The following is a 23,772-nucleotide window of genomic DNA, read 5'->3' as shown; positions in this document are numbered from 1 at the left end:
AGGGCATGACGACGACCGACCTGCACACCAGTGCTTCCGACATCCGGCCCGCAGCGCCGCCGCGCTTTCAGCGGCCGTCAGCTTTTGCATTCGTCGTCGTGATCGCTTTTGCGGCGTTCTTCATTCAAGGGGTTCTGCTGGCCGGGATCACACCGGAGCGCCTGATGCGCGGTGTCGTCAATCTCGGCCGCTTCATCGCGCTGTCGATGCCGCCGGATTTCACGAAGCTCGATGTGATCGCCTATGCGATGCTTGAAACGCTGAACATGGCGATCGTGGGCGTCGCCGTCGGTGTCGTTCTCAGTGTGCCTTTCGCTCTTCTGGCATCATCGAACACGACGCCTCACCGGCTGGTGCGGCCGGTGACGCAACTGGTGATCGCCACGATGCGCACGATCCCGGATCTGATCTGGGCGCTGATCTTCGTTGTGGCCGTGGGTCTTGGACCGCTCGCAGGTATCCTGGCGATCGTGGTCGACACGATCGGGTTCTGCGCACGCTTCTTCTCGGAGCGGATCGAAGAGGTGCGTCCGGGACCTTCGGAAGCGCTGACGGCAACGGGCGGTGGCCGCCTGTCCGTCATCTTCGGTGCCATCGTGCCGGAAACGCTGGCATCTATGACCGGCACAAGCCTTTATGCGGTTGAGAAAGCCATCCGTTCGGCCGTCACGCTCGGCCTCGTCGGCGCAGGCGGCATCGGGGTCGAGCTGTCCTCGTCCATGCGGCTTTTCAACTTCGATGAGGCAGCAGCAATCATCATCGTCATACTGGTCGTCGTGGTGGGCTTCGAGCAAATTTCCGCGGTGATCCGACGCCGCGTGATCTAGTTCGCGCCGAACAAGCGCGTCGAGCGCTCGATAGACTTGAAACGACCCGCCTGAAATCGCTCGCAAGTCGAACTGACACTCGGCTGGCCGACAGCCAATCAACATGACCTAGCCTAACTCTGTCGACGCGTGGGCGCTTGTACGGCGCGATGCGAAGCGGCGGCTTGATGCCGCCACAAGCCCGGCTCACGCCGCGATATGTGATAACATTACTTTTCCATTGACGAATGTAATATCGTTACGTAAATGGCTATCAGGGTGCCGACGGACCGGCTTGTCCATGCGGCGGCCGTCTTTGCCTTCGGCTGGTGGGATGACGGGCGATGGTTCTGTGCTTGCCTCATTCAAAGACTTCGACGCTCGGACGGCCCCGAAACCATCCATCCGTTCAATCGCAAGGAGACAATAATGCTACGATCGATCGCCTACGCATCCGGGGTCGCACTGATCTTGACGACCGGCGCTCTGGCGCAAGACGAAGGGCATGATACCGGCGATGTCACCTTTTACCGCGTGTTTGTCGGCGATCATTCCGCCCCTAGGGTCACCGCATTTGATTTGAGCAAGGCGGACAACCGCTGGACGTTCGAGACCACAGGTCAGGCCAAACTCTACGGAGCGGACGACGGAGCAGCCGTCGTTGCAGTCCAGTCGGATGATGACGCAGTCCACTTTATAAGGAGCGGTATCTCGCTCCATTCCCACGGGGAGCATTCCGACATTGAAATCGCGGATCCCGTCGCCGTCGAAGCGACCCTGACCGGCCCCCGCCCCTTTCACGTAATCGATCATGACGGCAAGATCGTCATCAATTTCGACCGGGGCGGCTTCGCCGAAATCATCGACGCGCATGAATTGTCCCAGGGCGAGCTGGAAACCACTCGCATTACACAGGCGCGTGCTCACCACGGATTCGTCGCTCCAGTGGGTCGAGACTGGGTGACGACTGTTGCCTCGGACGCCCCCGGCGAAGGGGATGCGGCGCCTGCGCGTATCGGCCTTCAGCAGGTCGACGAGGATGGCACTGCCATCGGCGACGTCGCCACCTGCACGGCAATTCATGGCGAGGCCTTCTCAGGCGAGTACTTGGCCGCAGGGTGCGATGAAGGCATTCTGACGGTAACGGCAAGTGCGGCCGGGCCTGTATTCGAGATGCTTGCGTATCCGGAAGACCTGCCGGCAGGTGAGAGCACCGGGACGCTTCTCGGCGCCAGGAGCATGCAAGCCTTTCTCGGCAATTACGGCGCCGATGGGCTTGTCGTCGTCGATCCCGCCGATGAACCGCATTTCCGGTACGTCGAGCTGCCCTTCCGCCGAATCGATTTCGTGCTCGATCCTGTGAATGTCCGATATGGCTACGTTCTGACGGAAGATGGGACGCTGCATCAGATCGACGTTCTGGATGCCAGCATCTCCAACAGCGCACGGATCACATCGCCTTACTCCATGGACGGCCACTGGAACGATCCGCGGCCGCGCCTGGCAATGGCAGGCGACGAGATCGTGATGACGGACCCGAACGAGGGTCTGGTTCGCCGCATCGCGAAGGACACGCTTGATGAGATCGAAACAGTCGCTGTCGAGGGCACGCCCTACAACATTGTTATCGTCGGTGGCAGCGGCGTCGTTCACGATGAGGATGGCGACGAAGCGCGCGATACATCCGGACACGAGAACCACAGCCACGATTGAGGGCTGCTCCATTTGCGCTCGGTCAATAGGCCGGGCGCTCCGGCTGTATTGAGCTGCTCACAGCACAGAGTGGCTCGTCATTTCCTGGATGAAAGAATTTCAAAATGCCCAATCCTCACACACCCGCAGCAGAGAGCTTTTTCAGCAGCGAGCTGGCACGCCGCTATGATGAGCGTAACAGCGAGCTCGGCGAACTCAGCGCCGGTATGCATTTTGCCATTCGGCTGGTTCTGGACGACCTGCCATCCGACGCGCGCATTCTCTGTATCGGAGTCGGAACCGGCGCGGAAATACTGTCGCTGGCTCGATCTCACGCGGATTGGCGCTTTGTCGGTGTCGATCCATCGGCCGAAATGCTCGCGGTGTGCCGCGAGAAGCTGACGAGTGCCGGCCTGCTCGACCGGTGCGAACTGATCACCGGATACATCGATGACGTGCCGGCCGATAAGGGGTTCGACGCCATCGTCACGGTCATGGTCGCGCATTTCATATCTCGCGATGATCGACCGAACTTCTATCGAAACGTCTATGACCGCCTCAGGAGCAGTGGGTATTTTGTCAGCACGGAAATCAGTGCCGATCTGGAAGCAGCTGACTTCCCGCCCATGCTGAGGGACTGGGCGCGAATACAGGCATTGATGGGTGCCACTCCGGAAGCCCTGCGCAATTTGCCCATGATCCTCCGCAACGAACTCAGCCTGTTGTCGCCCGAAGCGACCGAGCAGCTTCTTCAAGAAACAGGCTTCAATCCACCCATCCAATTCTTTCAGACGTTTCTTGTCCACGGCTGGTACTCAACCAAATGACGGACCCTGTTGATCGACATGATCGATATGCTGCGCGATCGCGGCTCTCAGGAAGTTCATGAACGCTTCGGCTCTATCGATTGCATCGGCTTCGTCCCATCCCGTTGGCGTCGGACCGATCGTGATCAAGAGTGTCTCTGTTTCAGCATTGTGCACGCGGGACGATTGAGTTACCGCTGTCGGTGTCGGTTTCCGAAAGGAAATAACAGGGAATTCGCAGGCGACCTCGGTCGTCAAACGAAACTGCCCCCGCAACTGTAGGCGGCGAGTACTCCCCCAAAAATCCACTGGATCGGTTGATCTGGGAAGGAAGGGGTGTGCAGCGACCCGTCAGTCAGGAGACCTACCGACACGCTTGAACGTTAACGCCGGCGGGGTGTCCGGAGGGGAAGTCGTGTGTTTGCAGCCACAGGCCGATTGCGCCGAGCCAACTTTCAATCACATCGTCCTCAGCCGGATTCCCGTCTCTTCAACACAGATCGGGGTCGATCCAAATGAACAACGTTTCTCTCGCCGTGGCGGTCATTTCCGTCGCGATCCTTTCGGCGTCCATATCAGCAAACGCGACGGACTATCCGCTGCAGATCGAAAACTGCGGGCATACACTCACTTTCGATGAAGCACCCAAACGCTCGGTCGCCGTCGGCCAGTCCGCCACCGAAATGCTCTACGCGCTTGGCCTCGCCGAAACCGTTCAGGGAACTTCGGTCTGGTTCAATGACATCAGCGGCGAATTTGCTGAGACAGACGCGAAAATTCCAAGACTTGCGGACAATGAGCCCAGTTTCGAAAGCGTCTTATCCACGCAACCGGAACTCGTTGTGGCGCAGTTTTCAAGCCAGGTCGGCGAGCAAGGCGGCGTCGCCACGCGCGAACAGTTTCACGAGCTGGGCGTTGAGACCTACGTGATGCCGGCTGACTGCGTCGGAAAGGATAACTCTGTTGGCGACGGTGTAAGAAGCGACAGTTTCGATGTCGAGACCGTCTATGAAGCGATCGCCGAACTGGCCACGATCTTCGATATCGAAGATCGTGGAGAAACTCTGACCGCTGAACTGAAGCAGCGCCAGGAAGCTGCCACCGCCCGCGCAGAGCAACTCGGACTTGGCGATGTCAGTGGCGTATTCTGGTTCTCCAGCGTCGAGGCAGGTTCCGATCCCTTCGTGGCCGGGCAACGCGGCATCCCTGCCTCCATGATGGCGACGCTCGGAATGACGAACGTTGTGGAATCGAAGGAGGAATGGCCCACGGTCGGCTGGGAGACGATCGCTCGCGCTGACCCAGATGTCATCATGATCGCCCGCATGGACAGGCGGCGTTACGCGGCGGATGATTTCGAAAGCAAGCTCGAGTTCCTGAAATCGGATCCTGTCACGAGCCAGATGACCGCGGTCAAGAACGATCGGATCATCATCGTCGACGCCCATGCCGTCCATGCATCGGTCCGCATGTTCGAAGGCTTGGAAGCGATGGCGGATGGCCTCGAAAACGCAGGTCTCGCGCAATGAGGCTTCTGGCGGCCGGCGGGCGACGTTCATGGAGCGGCGGCAGCATTGCTCTGCTGACTTCGGGGGCGATCGTGCTGATGCTGGCCGCCATCCTGGCCGGGACGGCTATCGGGGAAACGCCCATCTCGCTTGGCAGCGTTTTCGCCACCCTGGCCAATCGCCTGGCTGGCGGAGGCTATGCCGTGCCGCCGATCGACGAGGGCATCATCTGGAACTACCGGCTGACGCGTGCGATCGTGGCGCTCTGTTGTGGCGCGGCGCTCGCCGTTTCGGGTCTCGTGCTGCAGAGCCTTCTGCGCAACGCGCTTGCCGATCCTTACATCCTGGGTATTTCCGCCGGCGCATCCACAGGCGCCGTGGGGGTTATGGTCGCTGGCCTGGGGGCAGGCCTCATCTCCATCTCGCTTGGCGCCTTCATGGGCGCCATTCTCGCCTTCGCTTTCGTAGCAATCCTGGCCCAGGCCGCGGGTGGCGGCGCTGCACAACGAGCCACCGGCTTGATCATCTTGGCGGGCGTCGCGGGCTCTCAGCTTTTCAACGCGATCACCTCATTCGTCATCGCGCATTCCGCAAGCGCAGAGCAGGTCCGCGGCATCACGTTTTGGCTGCTCGGCAATTTGAGTTCGGTGCGTTGGCCGGACGTCCAGCTGGCATTTCCAGTGGCGCTCTTTGGGATACTCTTCTGCTGCTGGCACCGCCGCGCCCTCGATGCATTCGCATTCGGCTCGGAATCGGCGGCCTCGCTCGGCGTACCGGTACGCCGCATTCAGATCATGCTGGTTGGCACCGTGGCTCTCATGACGGCGACGATGGTGAGCATCGTTGGATCGATCGGCTTTGTCGGCCTTGTCATCCCACACGCCGCCCGTTTTCTCGTCGGGGTTCGGCACGGACGCCTCTTGCCGGTTTCGGCAATTACCGGCGGGCTGTTCCTGGTGCTGGCAGACATCGTTTCAAGGGTGATCGTGCCCGGCCAGGTTCTGCCGATCGGGGTGGTCACCGCGCTTGTGGGAGCGCCGGCCTTCGCCATCATCCTTGTCCGGTCGCGGAGATCGGCATGATGCATTCGGCACGTGAGCTTTGGTGGCGCATTCGTGCCACCCGGATTGTTTCGGACATCGATCTCGACATCGTTCCTGGTGAGACCCTGGGTCTGGTCGGTCCGAACGGTTCGGGCAAGTCCACATTGCTGCGATTGCTGGCCGGCATGCTCGTGCCGTCACACGGAACGATCGAACTCGATGGCAAGCCGCTCAAATCCTATTCGCGGCGCGAGATTGCCCAGAAGGTCGCATTCGTCGAACAGATGGCCGACACATCCGAACGCATGACCGCCCGCGACGCGGTGGAACTGGGCCGGACGCCATGGCTATCGGCCCTGCAAAGCTGGTCGGGAGCAGACGATCTCGTCGTCGAGCGTTCCTTGAGTCAGGTCGGCATGCAGGAATTGTCCGACCGTGAATGGCAAACTCTTTCGGGTGGCGAAAGACAGCGGCTTCATATCGCACGTGCTCTCGCGCAACAGCCGAGCCTTCTTCTGCTCGACGAACCCACGAACCATCTGGACATCGAGCACCAGCTTGGCATCCTTCGGCTGATGAAGCAGCTCGCTGTCACAAGCATCATCGCGATGCACGACCTCAATCAGGCAATGGGCTGCGACCGCATCTGTGTTCTGCAAGGCGGTGCACGCGCCGCGCTCGGCCGCCCGCGTGACGTCCTGACACCTGAATTGATCCGAGAGGTCTTTCGGGTGGATGTGCGCTTCATCGAAGATCCACACGATCGACAGATCACGATGAGATTTTCGCCCCTCGCCACCGACAACCAACGCTTCATCAGCATGCCCGCGTAGGACGACACCTATGGAAACCGTGAACGACGCCGTAAGCAGATACTGGACCCGCGTCGCCGACGCATTCGACGGACGCGCCTCGCATGTGCGCCATCATGAAGTGTGGAAGCGCGTTGTTGCGGAGGCACTTGGAAACCGAACCGGGCTGAGGATGCTTGACTTGGGAACCGGGACAGGCGCCTGCGCCATCATCGCTGCCGAGCTTGGTCACCGGGTAACGGCGATCGATGGTTCCGAAGGAATGCTCAACGTTGCCCGAAGGGAGGCCGAAAGCCGATCTGTGGACATAGCATTTGTCCATGCGCAGATCGAGGAGGCCGAGATTGAGCCTGGCTCATTCGACGCTGTCACCCTCCGCAATGTTCTTTGGACAGTCGCGGATCCCGAGAAGGTGCTCTCGATCGCCCGCCACGGATTGTGCGCCGGCGGAACTCTCTTCGTGACCGACGCCGACTGGGCGCAGGCCACCAACCGCGCCGACTACGATGCCCGGACGGCGAGCAGGCTGCCACGACATGCCGGGATCAAGCTGGACGAAATAAGCGCCATGCTGCATGCAGCCGGCTTCAGTGAGATTCGCGATTTTTCGGCGCAGTTCGAAGAGCCTCCATACCAGGCCATGGGATCGCCGCCCTTCTTTGCGATCTCAGCCGTGCGTTCGTAGACGTCGGTCCAAGCACCCCGCTCTTCCATCGGCAATCATGCCCCACGCTCTAACCGTGGATACCTTGGATGCACGGCTGTCAGAGCCGTGCGACCTTCGGCATCGCGATATTGCGATCGTTGTACGCATCGAGGCTCCGGCTGTTTATGCGCCGTTTATGCCGAAGGGTCTGATCACGCATCGCCCATTGATGGCACGCGGCAATAGACAGGACGCTCCTGCAACACTGGAGCGTCCCATGCTCGACCTTCTCTACCTCGCACTTGCTGGCGGCTTTTTCCTCGCCGCGGCGGCCTCCGTACGCCTGCTCGAACGTCTCTGAGGCCCGGTATGACCTTGGACCTCATTATCGGCGGCGCCGTTGCCATTCTTCTTCTCGTCTATCTGGTCTACGCGCTCGCCCGGCCGGAACGGTTCTGAGCGAAGACAGGACATCTCTCATGACACCCGACCTCCTTCAATTCGCGCTCTATGCCGCGATACTGACATCGCTCGCTTGGCCTCTGGGCCTCTACATTGCCCGTCTTTACGAAGGCCGAGCGACATTCTTGTCGCCGGTACTCGCTCCACTTGAGCGCGGCTTCTACGCCATCGCGGGCATCAAGGCAGACCAGGGCCAGCATTGGACTCGCTATGCCCTTGCCGTCCTGGCTTTCAGCCTCGGCTCCTTCGCGGTTCTCTACGCGATGCTGCGCATGCAGCACCTGCTGCCTTTCAATCCGCAGGGTTTTGGGCCGCTGTCGCCCGACCTCGCCTTCAACACGGCCGTCTCCTTCATCACGAACACCAATTGGCAGGCCTATGGCGGCGAGACGACCATGTCGTACTTCAGCCAGATGGTTGGACTTGCGGTGCAGAACTTCGTGTCGGCGGGTGTTGGCATGGCCGTTTGCGCGGCGATCATCCGCGGCTTCTTCGCCCGTGAGCAGAAGACGCTCGGCAATTTCTGGGTCGATCTGACCCGCAGCGTCTTGTACGTGCTCCTGCCGCTGTCGATCCTCATGACGCTGTTCCTCGTCTGGCAGGGTGTGCCGCAGAATTTCATGGCCTCCGTTTCAGTGTCGACGCTGGAAGGTGCGCAGCAGACGATAGCGCAAGGGCCAGCCGCCTCGCAGATCGCGATCAAGCAACTGGGTACCAATGGCGGCGGCTTTTGGAATGCCAACTCGGCGGTTCCCTATGAGAACCCGACCCCGTTCTCCAATTTTGTGGAGATGATCGCGGTCCTGCTCATCCCGGCCGCCTTCTGTTTCATGTTCGGCCGCATGGTGCGCGACATGCGCCAGGGCATCGCGATCTTTGCGGCGATGGGCATCCTCTTCATCGGGGCTCTTGCGCTCACCTACAGCTCTGAAATTGCCGGCAATCCGGCCTTTACGTCGCTGCCGGTGGACCAGGCGGCCGGGAACATGGAAGGCAAGGAGGTTCGCTTCGGCGTAGGTAACTCCGCGCTCTGGGCAACGGCAACGACCGCAGCCTCGAACGGCTCCGTGAATTCCATGCACGACAGCTTCATGCCACTCGGTGCCCTGGCGCCTATGCTGCTGATGCAGGTGGGCGAAGTCGTGTTCGGAGGTGTCGGTTCCGGCCTCTACGGCATGCTGTCCTTCGTGGTGCTGACCGTCTTCCTTGCTGGCCTGATGGTCGGCCGAACGCCGGAATATCTCGGCAAGAAGATCGAAGCGCGCGAGGTGAAGCTCTCGGTCATCGCTTTTCTGGTGATGCCGGTCGGCGTGCTCGGACTTGGTGCGCTCGCGGCCGTGCTGCCGATTGCCCTGTCGTCGGTGCAGGATACGGGTCCGCACGGACTGTCGGAGATCCTTTACGCCTACTCGTCCGCAACCGGAAACAACGGCTCTGCATTTGCCGGCTTCGGCGCCAACGTGCCCTATCACAACACGATGCAGGGCATCGCGATGCTGCTCGGCCGCTTCTTCTACATCGTGCCGATGCTGGCAGTTGCAGGCTCGCTGGCCGCCAAGAAATCCGCGTCGGCGTCGAGCGGCACCTTCCCGACGCATGGCCCGCTTTTCGTCACCCTGCTCGTCGCCGTGATCCTGATCCTCGGCGGGCTGACCTTCTTCCCGGCGCTGGCGCTGGGGCCGATTGCCGAGAACGTCTCGATGCTCGCCGGCGAAACCTTCTGAGGCATTCTTATGCGCAACAAACAGGACACTTCCGTTCTTGACTGGCAGATAGCGCGGCCCGCGTTTCGAGCCGCACTCGCCAAACTCGACCCACGGATCATGGCCAGGAACCCGGTGATGTTCGTCACCGAAGTGGTCGCGGCTCTCTCGACGCTCATCTTCCTTCGCGATCTCGTCACCGCCGGCCAAAGCCTTGCCGTCACCGGCCAGATCGCAGCCTGGTTGTGGTTCACGGTCTATTTTGCAAATTTCGCAGAGGCCGTCGCTGAAGGCCGAGGCAAAGCGCGGGCGGACAGCCTTCGCGGCACGCAGAGCGAAACGCCGGCGAAGAAGCTTGCCACAATCGATGCGGCCGATCACGTGGCCGTCTCGAGCCACGGATTGAAGCCGGGCGACTTCGTGCTGGTCGAAGTCAACGACATCGTGCCCGCCGACGGCGAGATCGTCGAGGGCATCGCCTCGGTCGACGAAAGCGCCATTACCGGCGAGTCGGCACCGGTTATCCGCGAGGCCGGAGGCGACCGGTCAGCCGTCACCGGCGGCACGCGTGTGGTTTCCGACTGGATCAAGGTTCGCGTCACGGCCAAGCCGGGCGAGAGCTTCCTCGACAGGATGATTGCGATGGTCGAAGGCGCGCAGCGCCAGAAGACACCGAACGAAATCGCGCTCAACATCCTGCTTGCCGGCATGACGATCATCTTCCTGATCGTCGTGGTCACTCTGCAGCCTTTTACCGCTTATTCTGGAACGCTGATCCCGGTCGTGTTCCTCGTAGCGCTGCTCGTCACGCTCATCCCGACAACGATCGGTGGGCTTCTCTCGGCGATCGGCATTGCCGGCATGGACCGGCTGGTGAAGGCGAACGTGATCGCCAAGTCCGGACGCGCGGTTGAAGCGGCCGGCGACGTGGATGTCCTGCTCCTGGACAAGACCGGTACGATCACGTTCGGTGCCCGCATGGCGGATGCCTTCGAGCCGCTGCCGGGCGTGAGCGCAAAAGACCTCGCCGAAGCGGCACTGCTTGCTTCGCTCTCTGACGAAACGCCTGAAGGCCGCTCCATCGTCGACTTCGCACGCAGTCAACTTGGCCGCGATGTTCAAGGGACAGAACAAGTTGCGGAAGCAATTGAATTTTCCGCGAACACGCGCGTATCGGGCGCCGATCTGGTTGACGGTACAGAGCTTCGAAAGGGCGCGGCGGATTCGATCCTTGCTTGGTCAGGCATGGCCGCCACGCCGGAACTGCGCACCATCGTCGAGCGTATCGCAAAATCGGGCGGCACGCCGCTGCTCGTCGGCCGAGACAAGCGGGTTCTCGGCGTTGTTCACCTCAAGGACATCGTGAAGCCCGGTATCCGCGAGCGCTTCGCGGAACTGCGTCGAATGGGCGTGCGCACCGTCATGATCACCGGCGATAACCCGCTGACAGCTGCAGCCATCGCTGCCGAAGCCGGAGTCGACGACTTCCTCGCCGAAGCCACACCCGAGCGAAAGCTGGAACTGATCCGCAAGGAGCAGGCCGAAGGCAAGCTTGTCGCGATGTGCGGCGATGGCTCGAACGATGCGCCGGCGCTTGCCCAGGCGGATGTGGGCGTGGCCATGAACACGGGAACGCCGGCCGCCAAGGAGGCGGGCAACCTCATCGATCTCGATTCCGATCCCACCAAGCTCATCGAGATCGTGCTCGTCGGAAAGCAGCTGCTGATTTCTAGAGGTTCGCTGACCACCTTTTCGGTCGCCAACGACGTGGCGAAGTACTTCGCCATTCTTCCCGCCTTGTTCGTGACCGCTTATCCGGCGCTCGACGCCCTCAACGTCATGCAGCTTGAGAGCCCCGCCAGCGCGATTCTTTCGGCCGTCATCTTCAACGCGCTGATCATCATCGCCCTGATCCCGCTTGCCTTGAGAGGGGTCGCCTACAAGCCCGCGACGGCGGCCAGCCTGCTGCGCCGCAATCTCCTGATCTATGGCCTGGGCGGCCTGATCGTTCCTTTCGTCGGCATCAAGGCGATCGATATGATTGTCAACGCCGTCGGCATCGTGTGAGGTAATCCAATGTTTTCGGAAATCAGACCCGCTATCTCGATGATCGCGCTGTTCACCGTTCTGACCGGCGTCGCCTACCCACTGGCTATGACCGGAGCGGCACAGGCGCTCTTTCCGACACAGGCAAACGGCAGCCTGATCGAAAAGGACGGTGTGGTGATCGGATCGACGCTCGTCGGTCAGTCCTTTACCGGCCCGGCTTACTTCCACGGCCGACCCTCCGCTGCGGGCAGCGACGGGTACGATGCGTCTTCCACCGGCGGCAGCAATCTCGGACCGACATCTCGGGTGCTCGTCGAGCGCGTGACTGCAGACGCATCCCGTCTCAGCGCCGAAAACGGTGCCACGCGCGTGCCGATCGATCTCGTCACCGCGTCAGGATCCGGACTCGATCCGCATGTCTCGCCAGCGGCGGCGATGGTGCAGGTCGACCGCGTCGCAGCTGCACGCGGAGCCGATCCCGCCATGATCCGGGATGTCGTTTACGCTGTCATCGAGGGCCGCACGTTCGGGTTGCTTGGCGAGCCCCGCGTCAACGTGCTGGCGCTCAATCTCGCACTCGAAGAACGCTTCGGGCAGCCACAAAGCGAGTGACCGTGAACAAGGACAGCCGCCCAGAGCCCGAAGCCCTGCTTGCGGAAGCGAGGAAGGAAGGGCGTGGGCGGCTGAAGATCTTTCTGGGCGCGGCCCCCGGTGTCGGCAAAACCTATGCCATGCTGGAGGCGGCCCAGAGGCGCAAGTCGGAAGGCGTGGACGTCGTGGTCGGCGTCGTCGAGACCCATCGTCGCGCCGAAACCGAGCAGCTCGTCGCCGGTCTCGACGTCCTGCCGCGTACTGAAATCGCCTATGGCGGCCGACCACTGGCCGAGATGGATCTGGACGGCCTGCTTGCCCGGCGCCCGCGCCTTGCTCTGGTCGACGAACTGGCCCACACGAATGTGCCGGGCAGCCGTCACGCCAAGCGCTGGCAAGACGTCGAAGAACTCCTTGATGCCGGCATCGATGTCTATTCGACATTGAACATCCAACATCTCGAAAGTCTCAACGACGTCGTCGCCCGCATTGTGCGCGTCAAGGTGCGTGAAACGGTGCCGGACAAGGTCCTGGAACTCGCCGACGAGATCGAGCTCGTCGATCTCCCACCCGAAGAACTGATCGAGCGGCTGCGCCAAGGAAAGGTCTATGTGCCGGAGCAGATCGCCCGGGCCATCCAGAACTTCTTTTCCAAAGGCAATCTGACTGCGCTGCGCGAACTCGCCATGCGGGTGGCGGCCGACCGCGTCGACGCGCAAATGGCTGCGCATATGCGCAGCCATGCCATTGCCGGCCCATGGCCCGCGCAGGACCGCGTCCTCGTTTGCGTCAACGAGGCACCGGTGTCCAAAGCGCTCGTACGTGCTGCCAAACGCATGGCGGAGCGTTCGCGCACGGACTGGATCGCCGCGAGCGTCGTGACGCCGCAATCGGAGCACCTGCCGGATGCGGCCAAAGACGCGATCGCCGAGACCTTGCGGCTGGCCGAAACGCTTGGGGCCGACATCGCGACCATCCATTCAGAGAGCCACGTCGCGGATGAAATCCTGGCATTCGCCCGCAGCCGCAACGTGTCGCGGATCGTCATCGGTCGGCCGCGACCTCGGCGCTTCACGGCTTGGTTCACGCGCGAGACGGTCGCCGAGGAGATCATCCGCAAGGCCGACGATTTCGAAGTGACTATCATCTCCGCCGATCCCGGCGAGGCACGGAAGGCCGTCATTCGCGGCAAGGTGCTTGTTTCGGAGCGCGATCCGAAAGCCTATCTCTGGTCGGCACTCTCCGTGATTGCGGCCACTGCCGTCGCGATCTTCGTCAACCGCCTGTTTCCGGTCGAGAGCCTTTCGCTTTTCTTTCTCGTCGCGGTTCTGGGCGTTGCAGCGCGATTTGGATTGTGGCCCTCCATCTTCGCCAGCGGTCTCGCATTCCTGAGCTACAACTTCTTTTTGACCGAGCCCTTCTTCACCTTCGAGATCGCCAATCAGGATCTCGTTCTGACGCTCTTCCTTTTCCTTCTCGTTGCGATCGTCACGGGCAATCTGGCAGCGCGGCTCCGCGACCAGGCTCGAACGCAGCGCGCCATTGCAAAACGCACTGCCAACCTGTTCGATTTCTCCCGCAAGGTCGCGAGCGTTGCCTCGCTGGACGACGTGGTGTGGGCCGCCGTCACGCATGTCGCTTCGACCATGCAGTGTTCCTCGATGATCCTGATGCCGGACGCATCGGGACAACTGGCCATCGTGGGCGGCATGCCGCCGGAAGACCGGCTCGAGGCGCGCGACCGCGGGGCAGCGGAGTGGGCTTGGGACAAGCGAGAGCCGGCCGGTTGGTCCTCGCCTACCCTGCCGTCAGCCACGTGGCTGTTCCTTCCCATGAAGAGCGCGGACCGTGTGCATGGGCTGCTGGCCGTGCAGTTCGGCACCCGTCAATACATCACGACCGAGGAACGCCGGTTGCTTGACTCGCTCGTCGACCAGGTGGGTCTCGCCATAGAACGCACGAAGCTCGCCTCGGACATGGAGCAATCCCGCCTTTTGGCGGAGACGGAGAGCCTGCGTGCGGCACTGCTGTCGTCTGTCAGCCACGATCTCAGGACGCCGCTCGTATCGATCATCGGTGCGGCCACCTCCCTCGTCGACGCGGACGAAGCACTCGGCGTGGCGGGAAGGCATGCGATGGCCGAAACCATCCGCGACGAGGGAGAGCGCCTCAATCGCTACGTCCAGAACCTTCTCGACATGACCCGGCTCGGCTACGGTGCGCTCAAGGTGGCGCGACAGCCAGTCGATTTGCGCGAAGTGATCGGCCGGGCGCTCCGGTGTCTGGAAAGCGATCTGGCCGGACATCGTGTCGTTCGCACTCTGCCGGCATCGCTGCCCGACGTGTCCGGCGATGCAGTCCTCCTGGAGCAGGTGGTGATGAACATTCTCGACAACGCTTCCAAATACGCGCCGCCGGGCTCGCAGGTTACATTGTCCGCCGAAGCGACTGCCGAGTTCGTATCGGTTGCCATCGCCGACGAAGGACCGGGCATCCCCGAAGCCGATCGCGCGCACGTGTTCGACATGTTCTTCCGCGTGCGGGCTGGTGACGGCCAACCGGGCGGTACCGGCCTTGGGCTCGCCATCGCCAAAGGGATCATCGAGGCGCATGGCGGGTCGATCCGCACGGAGCCGGCCAAGGCGGACGGCACTGGAACACGGATGGTCCTGACCTTGCCTACGATCTCGAAGGCACCCGAGGACACGACATGATGACCGGGCGGATTCTTCTGATCGAGGACGACCCCGGGATTCGGAAGTTCCTGCGGGTCGCACTCGAAGCGCAGGGATTTGTCCTGGAGGAAGAAGCCTCGGGCAAAAGCGGTGTCGCCCGGGCAGCGACCGCGCACCCCGATCTCGTTGTCCTCGATCTCGGTCTGCCGGACATGGACGGAAAAGCCGTGATCGCACGCATCCGCGAGTGGTCTGACGTGCCGATATTGATCCTCTCGGTCCGCCAGGCAGAGGAAGAAAAGGTGGCTGCGCTCGACGCCGGCGCCAACGATTACGTCGTGAAGCCATTCGGCATCGCCGAACTCTTGGCGCGCGTGCGGGCGCTGCTTCGCACCAGCGGCTCGGGAACGGTGCCTGAACCCCAGATCGTACGAGGCGATTTGCGCATCGATCTCGCCCGCCATGAGGTCACGCTTGCCGAAGAGCCGATCAAACTGACGCGCAAGGAGTTCGACCTTCTCGCCTTGCTCGCGCGCAACGCCGGCCGCATCGTCACCCACCGTCAATTGCTCGCCGATGTTTGGGGGCCGGCCCACGAGCACGACCTTCAATATCTGCGCGTCTTTGTCGGCCGCCTCCGTGCCAAGCTCGGTGACGACCCCTCCGCACCCCGGTTCCTACTGAACGAGCCGGGTGTCGGATACCGCTTTCTGGATTAGATCGGCAGCCAGAAGGTCGGAACCTTGGCTCTGCCGGAAGTAAAGCCGGGTGGTGCCATTCTCAGTCGACGACAAATTCCGCTGCCTTCAAGCCCTCGCAAACATCGGACGATCGAAGCCTCAATTGAAGAATATTCAATATATAACTTCCTGAGTGATCCTAAATTCCAATTTTGCCCATAATTCGAGCTTGCAAAACCACTTAATCCTGTTCAAATTTGAAGCGCTTCAAATTGAGAGACCGGATGAAACGCGCTCGCCCGACCATTTCTGATGTTGCCCGCGAGGCTGGCGTCTCGGTTGGGACGGTGTCGAATTACCTCAACGGCACCGCCAATGTGCGGCCGGCGACGAAGCTTAGGATCGACGGCGCCATCCGCCGGCTCGCCTACCGTCCGAGCACGTTCGCCCGGGCACTGTCGACCGGCTTCTCCGGGGGGCGAGAGGGTGACCGGTCGGCCATGCCGCGGCTCATCGTCGTCGGCTATACGAGCGTCGACTACATGTGCCGGGTCGATGTGCTGCCGCATCGCGACGACCGCGTGACGGCCCACCACATCGAAAAGGGACTGGGCGGTCCCGCCGCGAACCTCGCCGTCGCCGCCGCCGGCATCGGTGCCAATGGAACGTTCGGCCTGGACGTCGAACTGGCCACGGCGCTTGGCGACGATCCCGACAGTGAATGGGCAATCGTCGAACTCGCTGCCAAGGGTGTCCATGCAGTCGCCATTCGCAGGCCTGCCAATAATCGCCTGTCGCGCTGTATCGTGTTCATCGAACCGAACGGCAGCCGCACCATCGTCAACGAGCCTTTCGAATTGTCCGAAATGGACCTGACGGACCATTTCGAACTGGATCGCGAAGACCGAACGTCCTGCCTGCATATCGAAGGCTACCATCTCGACCGCATGCGCGGATCGATCGGCCGGTTTCACGAGGCGGGCTGGTTGGTGACCCTTCACAGCGCCGGACTGCCGAGCGCAGCCCGGACCCAGGCGGGGTTCCAGGACCTGATCGGTGAGCTCGATGTCGTCTTCATCGGCGACGCGATGCTTCGCGAAATTTTCGACATCCGGGTGTCCGGGCAAGATCTCATCGACGCCATCGATGTGCGGCTGGCACGGCTCGAAAAGCGAGGCACGCTTGTCCTCACGCTCGGTCCGATGGGCGCCATCGTTTTCCCGGCGAGCGGCGAGCCACCCTTCGCGGTCGCAGCCCTGCCGGTTCGACCGATCGATGCGACTGGGGCTGGCGACAGTTTCGCGGGCTCGTTCCTCGCCTATCACCTGAACGGCGCCAGCCTTCGGGAGGCGGCACAATATGCCGCTGCCAGCGCAAGCCTCACCGTCACGACGGAAGGTGCGCAGGGCCGCACGGCGACCCATGAAGAACTCATTGAATCCCTCAAAGAACACGAACTTCGGCAGGCTTCATGACATGGCCATCCGCATAAAAAGGTCGATCCATGGTTTTTAGAATGTCCGGCATCGTGAAGCGCTTCGGCGGCCTCGTCGCTCTCGACCGCGTCGATTTCAGTGTGGCCAAAGGCGAAGTCATGGCGCTCGTCGGCGACAATGGCGCAGGCAAATCGACGCTCATCAAGACGATGTCGGGCGCACACGTACCCGACGAAGGCACGATCGAGATGGAAGGCAAGCTCGTCCACTTCCGTTCCCCGCAGGAAGCTTGGGCGAGCGGGATCGCGACGATCTACCAAGAGCTGGCGCTCGCCGGGAAGATGACGGTCGTCGACAACATCTTCCTCGGCCGCGAGATCAGGAAGCCCGTTCTCGGCATTCCGTTTCTCGACCGGCAGGCGATGCGCAAGCGCACCAGCGAGTTGCTGAGCCAGCTCGATGTCCATGTGCCGAGCATCGATTCATGGGTGGAATCCATGTCTGGCGGCCAGCGCCAAGGCGTGGCGATCGCGCGCGCGCTCAACATGGACGCCCGCCTGATCATCATGGACGAGCCGACGGCTGCCCTCGCCGTTGCGGAGGTGCGCAAGGTTCTGGAATTCATCAAGAACCTCCGGGCCCAAGGCAAATCGGTCGTCCTCATCTCCCACAACATTCAGGACGTCTTCGAAGTCTCCGACCGCATCTCGGTCATGCGCCACGGGCGCTGCATCGCGGTTCGGGAGACGGCGAAGACGACGCCACAGGAAATCATAGGTCTCATCACCGGGGCCCATGAGGTGCGCGCCGCCGCATCGTGACGGCGCGAAAAGGCCAGCGGACGGCCTCAAAAAGATCCGTGAAGGCATAACCAGAACCAAGGGAACATCGACATGAAGAGCATTCTGAAAAGTGCCGCACTCGGCCTGCTTGCCACCAGCGCGATCGTCGGCGCTGCCCTCTCGCAGGACACCGTGCGCGTTGCATTCGTACCGCAGATCCAGGGCATCCCTTACTACGTCGCCATGGAAGAAGGCGCGAACCGCGCCGCCGAAGCGTTCGGTGTGGAGTACATCCAGCAGGGGCCGACCAGCACGAACGCTGCTGACCAGCTGCGAATCTTCGAAAGCTTCGTCAGCCAGGGCGTCAACGTGGTCGGCGTCTCTCCGGTCGATGTCGAGACCCTGAAGCCCGCGATCGCCAGCGCCCGCGCGCAAGGCATTCACGTGATCACGTCGGACGCCGATGCCGCCGGCAGCGAGCGCGAATTCTACGTCGCCCAGGCCATGGACCAGGATCTCGGCTACACGATCCTCGACAAAATGGTCGAGCGCACTGGTCCGGATGCCAAGATCGCGATCATCTCCGACGCTCCGACCATCGCCAGCCTGAATGCCTGGATCGCTGCGATCCAGGAACGCGCGGAAAGCGAATATCCGGATCTCGAGATCGTCTCGGTCGACCACACCGACGGCACCGCCTCGCGTGCCTTCCAGTTCGCGACCGACGCGATGACGCGCAATCCCGATCTCGCCGGCATCATCGGCATTGCGTCCACCACCTGCCCCGGCATCGGCCAGGCAGTGGAGGCGGCCGGCCGCCAGGGTCAGATCGTCACTGCCGGCTTCTGCTCGCCGAACACCGTGAAGGATTACGTCTTCAGCGACGCGATGACCTACTCGGTTCTGTGGAACCCGGCCGACCTCGGTTACCTCACCGTCTGGGCAGGCAAGCAGGTCGCCGATGGCGTCGCCTTCGAGGCCGAGCCTTCGGTCGAGGGACTGGAAGCCAACGTCCGTTGGCTGGAAGACGAAAAGATCCTGCTGCTTGGCGACCCGATGGTCTTCACCAAGGAGAACATCGAGCAGTTCGACTTCTAAGAACCGCCTGCAGCAGCACGCCCGCGCCGCCATCGCCACCGGATGGCGGCCGGGCGCTTCGAAGGATTGATCATGGCTTCCGTGGGTGACACCCGCCCTGCACTGCGCCTCGTTTCGCCGACGGCATCCCGCGAGCTCGCGCTGCTCGCGGCGATCGTCGTGGTCAGCGTCGTGTTCGCGACCGCCTCGCCCTATTTCCTGACGGTCAACAACCTCGTGCAGACCATGCGCGCCGGGTTGGAGCTCTCCATCGTCTCGGCGGGCATGACGCTCGTCATCATCATGGGCGGCATCGACGTCAGCGTCGGGGGCATCGTTGCGGTTTCGGCGATCGTGATCGGCAAGGCCTATCAGGCCGGTCTGCCGGTCTATATCGTCACGCCGCTCGGGTTGATGGCAGGGACGGCGCTCGGCGCCTTCAACGGCTTCGTCACCGCCAAGCTGAAAGTGCCACCGATCATCGCGACGCTTGGCTCGATGTACATCTTCTCAGCCATCATGTTCATCGTGATCGGCGGGGCGTGGATCTCGGGTCTGCCGGGCACACTGTCGCCGCTCGTCAACGGCTGGGTCGGCGTCGTGCCGGCATCCGCGCTGGTCATCGCCGTCGTCTACCTCATTGCCTGGATCATCCTGCGCAAGCTGCCCTTCGGCAACCACATCTATGCAATCGGCTGCAACGAGCAGTCGGCCCGTCTCGTTGGCATCAATGTCGACCGCACCAAGATCATGACCTACGCGCTTCTCGGCTTTCTCGCCGGTGTCGCAGCGCTGCTCTATGTCGCGCGCCTGCGCAATGTCGAGATCAACATCGGCACGACCATCGCGCTGGAGGCGATCGCCGCAACGATCCTCGGCGGCACGAATATTCGTGGCGGCGTAGGCAGCCTGCTCGGCACGCTGCTCGGCGTCGCCTTCATCCGCATCATGCAGAACGGCCTCGTGCTGACGGGCGTCTCCTCGCTCTGGGAAACCGTGATCATCGGTTCGCTGCTCATCGTCGTGCTGACCGCCGATGCGCTGCGCAACCGCAACAATCCGAGGGCCCTATGACCGGACGCCCCACCGTTCTTGCCGTCAACGATCCTCTCAGGGCGCGCCTGATCCTCCTCCTTGCGCTCTGGCTCGTGGCGATCGCCGCGATGGCCGTGCTCTCCCCGTATTTCTTCCGGGCGAGCACGGTCCCCTATCTCCTGCAATACGTGCCGATCCTCGGCCTTCTCGGGCTCGGGCAGACCCTCGTGATCCTCGCTGGCGGCCCGGGCATCGATCTGTCGGTTGGCTCCATCGTCTCGCTGGTCGGCGTCGCCGTCGGCGGGCTGTTCACGATGGGCGTCGACATTTGGGTTGCTTCCGCCATCGGCCTTCTTCTCGGCACCGCACTCGGTTTCATCAACGGCTTCCTCGTCAACGTCCTGCGGATCCCATCGCTGATGGCGACGCTTGCAACGATGTTCGCCTTCGGCGGGCTCGCGCTTGCAACGACCGCCGGCCGGCCGATCGGTGGCTTTCCGCCCGAATTCGCCTGGCTCGGTCAGGGCCGCACATTCGGCCTGCCGAACGCATTCCTCTTCGTGCTTCTGCCGGTCGCCGTGATCCTGCACGTCATGCTGACGCGCACCACGATCGGGCGGCATATCGTGGCCTGTGGCAATGACGATCGCGCGGCCCATCTTTCCGGCCTCAACGTTGTGCGCCTGCGCATCGGTCTTTATGCGCTCTCCGGCACGCTGGCGGCACTCGGCAGCATCATCTCCATGTCATGGTTCCTTGCTGCCAGGCCAGACGCCGGCCGCGGCATGGAACTCCTGGCCGTCACCATCGCCGTTCTCGGCGGCACCCACATCTTCGGCGGCATGGGCGGCGTGCCCGGTACCATCGTCGCCATCCTGATCGTCACGACGCTGCAGATCGGACTGCAGCTCGCCAATATCTCAGCCGCCTGGCAGCTCGGCCTGATCGGCGTCCTGCTCATCGTCTCTGTCTCCCGCCTCTCCGAGCGGCGCCGCACGAAAGGCGCCAAATCCTGATGCGTGCCATCGATGTTCTCTGCATCGGCGATCTCGATGTGGACATGTTCATTTCCGTGCCAGCGATCCCGGGCTTCGACCAGAAGATTGCTGGCGAAAACCATGGACAGATGCCGGGCGGCATGTCGGCCAATTGCGCGGTCGCGGTCGCTCGTCTGGGGCTCAAGTCACGGCTCGTCGCCGCTGTCGGCAGCGATGCCTCAGGCAGTTTCGCGGTCGAAAAAATCCAGACCGACGGCGTGGATGTCGACCACCTGATCTACCGCAATGACACCAACACTTTCATGTGCGTGGTGCTGATTTCGCCGTCCGGTGAGAAATCGCTCATCAAGCTCGAGACCGACGCCTATCTGCCTTATGCCCACGAACTCAAGGACGATGCCTTCGAGGGCGTGCGCCATGTGCATTTGACATTCGGCCGACCCGAACTGGCCCACCAAGCGCTGACCATGGCGCGCGCCAATGGCATCACCACATCGCTCGATCTCGAGCCGCCGGACATCGCACGCAATCCGAAACTCCTGCGATCGATCTTGCCTCTGATCGACACCCTGTTCCTCAATGCCGAAGCCTATGCGATGGCGGCCTCCGCTTTGGGCGAAGTGCTTCTCCCTGCGCATCTCCACGACGACGGGGAAATCCTCGTGACGCTCGGCGCCTCGGGATGCCGGCGTTTGTTCGGGGAAGACCGGTTGGAGCAGCCGGGCTTCGCAGTCGATGCGCTCGACACCACCGGCGCCGGTGACTGCTTCGCTGGCGCCTACCTGGCCGCCCGGATTGAGGGCCTTCGGCCGCAAGACGCGATGATCGTGGCCAACGGCGCCGCAGCACTCGCCACGACCGGCATCGGCGCCCAAACTGCGATGCCGCGCAGGCCAGACGTCGATGCCTTCATCGCTCGGCACAGGGAAAGACTGCCGGATAAAGACATCCTTCCGGCCACGGGAGATTTGCATGCCTGAACGTCGCTTCGACCATGCCCGCGAACTGGAAGCGCTTGGTCTCGCCCCGCCGGACGAAAAGACGATGCATTTCCTCTGGCAGATCGTCGACGAAGGCGTGTTGGGTGCAAGCCGTCACGTCGAACTGGGCAACCAGCTTATCCTGCATCTGATCGGATCCGGGCCCGACGGCGTGGAACGCGCCCGGCGCGCTGCCGCCTTCATCGCGCGCACCCGTGGGCACGACACGCCCGTGATCGGCAACAGCCTCGACCTGCTGCTTGCCGGCCTCGAAAGCCTGCCGGCAGACCAACAGGGCGCGACATTGCGGGCCCGCATCGAGGACTGGAGCAAGGCTGCGGCTTCGCGCAAATCCGCGCTCGTCGAGGCGGGCGTCCGCCATCTGTCGCAAACGCGCGGCGTCATGGCATTCGACTATTCCAGCACCGTGGCGGCCATCGTCATCGAGATCGCGAAAACACGGCCCGAGTTTCTCGTGGTGGTGCCAGAAAGCCGGGCGATCGCCGGCGGTGCACGCTATCTGGAAGAGTTTCTGCCGGCGGGCATCAACGCGCGCTTCATCCCCGATGCGGCGATCGAGCACGGGCTTGCGGTGTGTGATGCGGCACTGTTCGGCGTGGAAACGCTGCGCGCGGATGGCAGCTTCCTCAACACCATCGGCAGCCGCATGATCGCGCGGTTGGCGGCCCCGATGGGGGTCGAAATCTATGGCGCGACGGATCTCATGAAGCTCGACCGCCGCAGCTATGGTGGCCACCGGCCGGAACCGGCGATCAGGACCTATGACAAGATGCTGAAGGCCGGGCTGGAGATATCCGGCATCGAGGACGTCGACACATCGGCTCCCGAGTTGGAGGTCATTCCGCCGAACCTGACGACCGGATTGATCACGGAATACGGCATCGTGCCTCCGTCGGCGATCTGGGCGCTCGGCCGTGAGAAATTCAGCTTGGGAGAACGCCCATGAACGAGATGATGCGACGCGAGATCGAGGCGCAGGCGACCCTCCTGCCCGAGCTTCAGCCTCAGCTCGCGGAAGCGGCCGATCGGCTGCCGCGAGCCACCGGGCGCGTCATGGCTGGCGGCTGCGGCGATTCAGCGTTTGCGCCCCAGGCGCTGCAGGATGTGTTCCGCGCGCTTGGTGTGGACGTCGAAGCCAAGACATCGATGGAGATCGCCGCCTTTACGACATTGAAGGAGACAGACACCGTGCTTTTGTCCTCCATATCCGGAGGCACAAAGCGCACAGTGGAGGCCGCAAACGCCGCCCGCGCGGTCGGCGCCGAGGTGGTCGCCATCACCTGCAACGGCGAAAGCGCGCTCGCCGCCGCAGCGAGCCAGACGATCGTGCTGCCCTTCGCGCCGCTGTCGCGCAAGACGCCGCATTCGCTGGATTATGCCGTCACCCTGCTGGCGTTGGCCGAAATCGCGCGTGGGCTGGCCGGGCTAGACCGTAACGTTTTCTCATGCGATGCCAGCGATCTTCAGCAGCGTCTTGCCACATCCGAGGAGCGTGCACGCGGGCTTGCTGCAACATTCGACCCGTCCGGCAAGCTCGTTCTTCTCGGTGCCGGTTGTGATCTCGGCACGGCCAATTACGCCGCCGCCAAATTCCACGAAGCCGGCGGCCTGCTGGCAGTATCCGCCGAGACCGAGAATTTCATCCACGGCATGAACTTCATGCTCGAGCCAGATGACACGCTGATCGCGCTCGCCTCCACCAATGCGGCTGAACCGCGTGCGCGGACGGTGGCGGAAGCCTTCAGTGGAATCTGCCGGACCCACCTCGTCAGAGAGACCGACGAAGACCCAAGCCCGGCAGGAGCTTTCCGCCGGCTCCTTGCCCAGACGTTCACCATGCAATTGCTCTGCCTCGCCATCGCCGATCAACTGGCGCTCCGGCTCGAGGAACCCCGCGCCGGACGCGACAATGCCGCCGCCCATTCCGAGGCTCAAAGGCAGGCTATGTCATTCTGAGCTGACAGTATGGC

At 62.4% G+C, this 23,772-nt stretch carries 22 protein-coding genes and 1 riboswitch; all 22 genes read left to right on the top strand.

Annotated features, from left to right (window positions below; all coding sequences use genetic code 11):
• The first annotated feature begins 5 nt into the window (after positions 1-5).
• The 22 genes from phnE to GC125_RS07515 all read left to right on the top strand — a co-directional run bounded on the left by phnE (position 6) and on the right by GC125_RS07515 (position 23,758).
• Complete coding sequence (gene phnE, locus GC125_RS07615; RefSeq protein ID WP_151985117.1) at positions 6-827, top strand: phosphonate ABC transporter, permease protein PhnE; 822 nt, start codon at positions 6-8, stop codon at positions 825-827.
• 408 nt (positions 828-1,235) lie between these two features.
• On the top strand, positions 1,236-2,519 hold the full coding sequence (locus GC125_RS07610) for a metallochaperone AztD (protein ID WP_151985115.1): 1,284 nt from the start codon (positions 1,236-1,238) through the stop codon (positions 2,517-2,519).
• 104 nt (positions 2,520-2,623) lie between these two features.
• Positions 2,624-3,325, top strand: coding sequence for a class I SAM-dependent methyltransferase (locus tag GC125_RS07605; RefSeq protein WP_151985113.1), 702 nt, complete (start codon positions 2,624-2,626; stop codon positions 3,323-3,325).
• A gap of 169 nt (positions 3,326-3,494) precedes the next feature.
• A riboswitch (cobalamin riboswitch) is annotated at positions 3,495-3,690 on the top strand.
• 129 nt (positions 3,691-3,819) lie between these two features.
• Complete coding sequence (locus GC125_RS07600) at positions 3,820-4,833, top strand: ABC transporter substrate-binding protein (RefSeq protein ID WP_151985111.1); 1,014 nt, start codon at positions 3,820-3,822, stop codon at positions 4,831-4,833.
• The gene (locus tag GC125_RS07595; RefSeq protein WP_151985109.1) at positions 4,830-5,894 is read left to right on the top strand and encodes a FecCD family ABC transporter permease; all 1,065 of its coding nucleotides are present in this window, start codon (positions 4,830-4,832) and stop codon (positions 5,892-5,894) included. Before GC125_RS07600 ends, GC125_RS07595 begins: the two co-directional genes overlap by 4 nt.
• Entirely contained in the window at positions 5,891-6,688 is a 798-nt protein-coding gene (locus tag GC125_RS07590; RefSeq protein ID WP_151985107.1) for an ABC transporter ATP-binding protein, read from the top strand. The genes GC125_RS07595 and GC125_RS07590 overlap by 4 nt, the downstream gene beginning before the upstream one ends.
• Positions 6,689-6,698: 10 nt before the next feature.
• Positions 6,699-7,352 carry a class I SAM-dependent methyltransferase gene (locus GC125_RS07585; protein WP_151985105.1) on the top strand — a complete coding sequence of 218 codons (654 nt, stop codon included), beginning with the start codon at positions 6,699-6,701 and terminating at the stop codon, positions 7,350-7,352.
• A 190-nt stretch (positions 7,353-7,542) separates the two neighbouring features.
• Positions 7,543-7,674 (top strand): hypothetical protein, encoded by a 132-nt coding sequence (locus GC125_RS20230; protein ID WP_286165414.1) that lies wholly within the window; start codon positions 7,543-7,545, stop codon positions 7,672-7,674.
• Between the two features lie 8 nt (positions 7,675-7,682).
• Entirely contained in the window at positions 7,683-7,772 is a 90-nt protein-coding gene (gene kdpF / locus GC125_RS07580) for a K(+)-transporting ATPase subunit F (protein WP_151985103.1), read from the top strand.
• Between the two features lie 20 nt (positions 7,773-7,792).
• Complete coding sequence (gene kdpA / locus GC125_RS07575; RefSeq protein ID WP_151985101.1) at positions 7,793-9,499, top strand: potassium-transporting ATPase subunit KdpA; 1,707 nt, start codon at positions 7,793-7,795, stop codon at positions 9,497-9,499.
• 9 nt (positions 9,500-9,508) lie between these two features.
• Complete coding sequence (gene kdpB / locus GC125_RS07570; RefSeq protein WP_151985099.1) at positions 9,509-11,545, top strand: potassium-transporting ATPase subunit KdpB; 2,037 nt, start codon at positions 9,509-9,511, stop codon at positions 11,543-11,545.
• A gap of 9 nt (positions 11,546-11,554) precedes the next feature.
• Positions 11,555-12,139: a potassium-transporting ATPase subunit KdpC gene (gene kdpC / locus GC125_RS07565; RefSeq protein ID WP_151985097.1), complete on the top strand. Its 585-nt coding sequence runs from the start codon at positions 11,555-11,557 to the stop codon at positions 12,137-12,139.
• Between the two features lie 2 nt (positions 12,140-12,141).
• Positions 12,142-14,832, top strand: a complete 2,691-nt coding sequence (locus GC125_RS07560; protein WP_286165413.1) for a DUF4118 domain-containing protein — start codon at positions 12,142-12,144, stop codon at positions 14,830-14,832.
• A complete protein-coding gene (locus tag GC125_RS07555; protein WP_502706041.1) occupies positions 14,832-15,512 on the top strand; it encodes a response regulator in 681 nt (226 codons plus the stop codon). Before GC125_RS07560 ends, GC125_RS07555 begins: the two co-directional genes overlap by 1 nt.
• A 245-nt stretch (positions 15,513-15,757) precedes the next feature.
• A complete protein-coding gene (locus GC125_RS07550; RefSeq protein WP_151985091.1) occupies positions 15,758-16,948 on the top strand; it encodes a carbohydrate kinase family protein in 1,191 nt (396 codons plus the stop codon).
• 41 nt (positions 16,949-16,989) lie between these two features.
• Positions 16,990-17,730 carry an ATP-binding cassette domain-containing protein gene (locus GC125_RS07545; RefSeq protein ID WP_286165412.1) on the top strand — a complete coding sequence of 247 codons (741 nt, stop codon included), beginning with the start codon at positions 16,990-16,992 and terminating at the stop codon, positions 17,728-17,730.
• A gap of 72 nt (positions 17,731-17,802) precedes the next feature.
• Complete coding sequence (locus tag GC125_RS07540) at positions 17,803-18,789, top strand: autoinducer 2 ABC transporter substrate-binding protein (RefSeq protein WP_151985087.1); 987 nt, start codon at positions 17,803-17,805, stop codon at positions 18,787-18,789.
• Between the two features lie 72 nt (positions 18,790-18,861).
• On the top strand, positions 18,862-19,842 hold the full coding sequence (locus GC125_RS07535) for an ABC transporter permease (RefSeq protein WP_199864502.1): 981 nt from the start codon (positions 18,862-18,864) through the stop codon (positions 19,840-19,842).
• On the top strand, positions 19,839-20,819 hold the full coding sequence (locus GC125_RS07530) for an ABC transporter permease (protein ID WP_151985083.1): 981 nt from the start codon (positions 19,839-19,841) through the stop codon (positions 20,817-20,819). The genes GC125_RS07535 and GC125_RS07530 overlap by 4 nt, the downstream gene beginning before the upstream one ends.
• Positions 20,819-21,781 (top strand): carbohydrate kinase family protein, encoded by a 963-nt coding sequence (locus tag GC125_RS07525; protein ID WP_151985081.1) that lies wholly within the window; start codon positions 20,819-20,821, stop codon positions 21,779-21,781. Before GC125_RS07530 ends, GC125_RS07525 begins: the two co-directional genes overlap by 1 nt.
• Positions 21,774-22,748, top strand: coding sequence for an eIF2B alpha/beta/delta subunit family protein (locus GC125_RS07520; RefSeq protein WP_199864501.1), 975 nt, complete (start codon positions 21,774-21,776; stop codon positions 22,746-22,748). Before GC125_RS07525 ends, GC125_RS07520 begins: the two co-directional genes overlap by 8 nt.
• Positions 22,745-23,758, top strand: a complete 1,014-nt coding sequence (locus GC125_RS07515; protein WP_151985077.1) for an SIS domain-containing protein — start codon at positions 22,745-22,747, stop codon at positions 23,756-23,758. Before GC125_RS07520 ends, GC125_RS07515 begins: the two co-directional genes overlap by 4 nt.
• Positions 23,759-23,772: the final 14 nt, after the last annotated feature.

This window comes from Rhizobium sp. EC-SD404, from assembly GCF_902498825.1.
In the GTDB taxonomy this organism is placed as follows: domain Bacteria; phylum Pseudomonadota; class Alphaproteobacteria; order Rhizobiales; family Rhizobiaceae; genus Georhizobium.
The sequence above is the reverse complement of the archived record's forward strand: the minus strand, read 5'-3'. Positions and strand labels throughout refer to the sequence as shown.

What these genes read in the sequence shown, in the direction of transcription:
- GC125_RS07610 (WP_151985115.1), top strand. Translation starts at nt 1,236, where the DNA reads ATGCTACGATCGATCGCCTACGCATCCGGGGTCGCACTGATCTTGACG.
- GC125_RS07515 (WP_151985077.1), top strand. Translation starts at nt 22,745, where the DNA reads ATGAACGAGATGATGCGACGCGAGATCGAGGCGCAGGCGACCCTCCTG.
- GC125_RS20230 (WP_286165414.1), top strand. Translation starts at nt 7,543, where the DNA reads ATGGCACGCGGCAATAGACAGGACGCTCCTGCAACACTGGAGCGTCCC.
- GC125_RS07520 (WP_199864501.1), top strand. Translation starts at nt 21,774, where the DNA reads ATGCCTGAACGTCGCTTCGACCATGCCCGCGAACTGGAAGCGCTTGGT.
- phnE (WP_151985117.1), top strand. Translation starts at nt 6, where the DNA reads ATGACGACGACCGACCTGCACACCAGTGCTTCCGACATCCGGCCCGCA.
- kdpC (WP_151985097.1), top strand. Translation starts at nt 11,555, where the DNA reads ATGTTTTCGGAAATCAGACCCGCTATCTCGATGATCGCGCTGTTCACC.
- GC125_RS07535 (WP_199864502.1), top strand. Translation starts at nt 18,862, where the DNA reads ATGGCTTCCGTGGGTGACACCCGCCCTGCACTGCGCCTCGTTTCGCCG.
- GC125_RS07605 (WP_151985113.1), top strand. Translation starts at nt 2,624, where the DNA reads ATGCCCAATCCTCACACACCCGCAGCAGAGAGCTTTTTCAGCAGCGAG.
- GC125_RS07550 (WP_151985091.1), top strand. Translation starts at nt 15,758, where the DNA reads ATGAAACGCGCTCGCCCGACCATTTCTGATGTTGCCCGCGAGGCTGGC.
- GC125_RS07585 (WP_151985105.1), top strand. Translation starts at nt 6,699, where the DNA reads ATGGAAACCGTGAACGACGCCGTAAGCAGATACTGGACCCGCGTCGCC.
- GC125_RS07555 (WP_502706041.1), top strand. Translation starts at nt 14,832, where the DNA reads ATGACCGGGCGGATTCTTCTGATCGAGGACGACCCCGGGATTCGGAAG.
- GC125_RS07540 (WP_151985087.1), top strand. Translation starts at nt 17,803, where the DNA reads ATGAAGAGCATTCTGAAAAGTGCCGCACTCGGCCTGCTTGCCACCAGC.
- GC125_RS07545 (WP_286165412.1), top strand. Translation starts at nt 16,990, where the DNA reads ATGTCCGGCATCGTGAAGCGCTTCGGCGGCCTCGTCGCTCTCGACCGC.
- GC125_RS07530 (WP_151985083.1), top strand. Translation starts at nt 19,839, where the DNA reads ATGACCGGACGCCCCACCGTTCTTGCCGTCAACGATCCTCTCAGGGCG.
- GC125_RS07590 (WP_151985107.1), top strand. Translation starts at nt 5,891, where the DNA reads ATGATGCATTCGGCACGTGAGCTTTGGTGGCGCATTCGTGCCACCCGG.
- GC125_RS07595 (WP_151985109.1), top strand. Translation starts at nt 4,830, where the DNA reads ATGAGGCTTCTGGCGGCCGGCGGGCGACGTTCATGGAGCGGCGGCAGC.
- GC125_RS07600 (WP_151985111.1), top strand. Translation starts at nt 3,820, where the DNA reads ATGAACAACGTTTCTCTCGCCGTGGCGGTCATTTCCGTCGCGATCCTT.
- kdpA (WP_151985101.1), top strand. Translation starts at nt 7,793, where the DNA reads ATGACACCCGACCTCCTTCAATTCGCGCTCTATGCCGCGATACTGACA.
- GC125_RS07525 (WP_151985081.1), top strand. Translation starts at nt 20,819, where the DNA reads ATGCGTGCCATCGATGTTCTCTGCATCGGCGATCTCGATGTGGACATG.
- kdpB (WP_151985099.1), top strand. Translation starts at nt 9,509, where the DNA reads ATGCGCAACAAACAGGACACTTCCGTTCTTGACTGGCAGATAGCGCGG.
- kdpF (WP_151985103.1), top strand. Translation starts at nt 7,683, where the DNA reads ATGACCTTGGACCTCATTATCGGCGGCGCCGTTGCCATTCTTCTTCTC.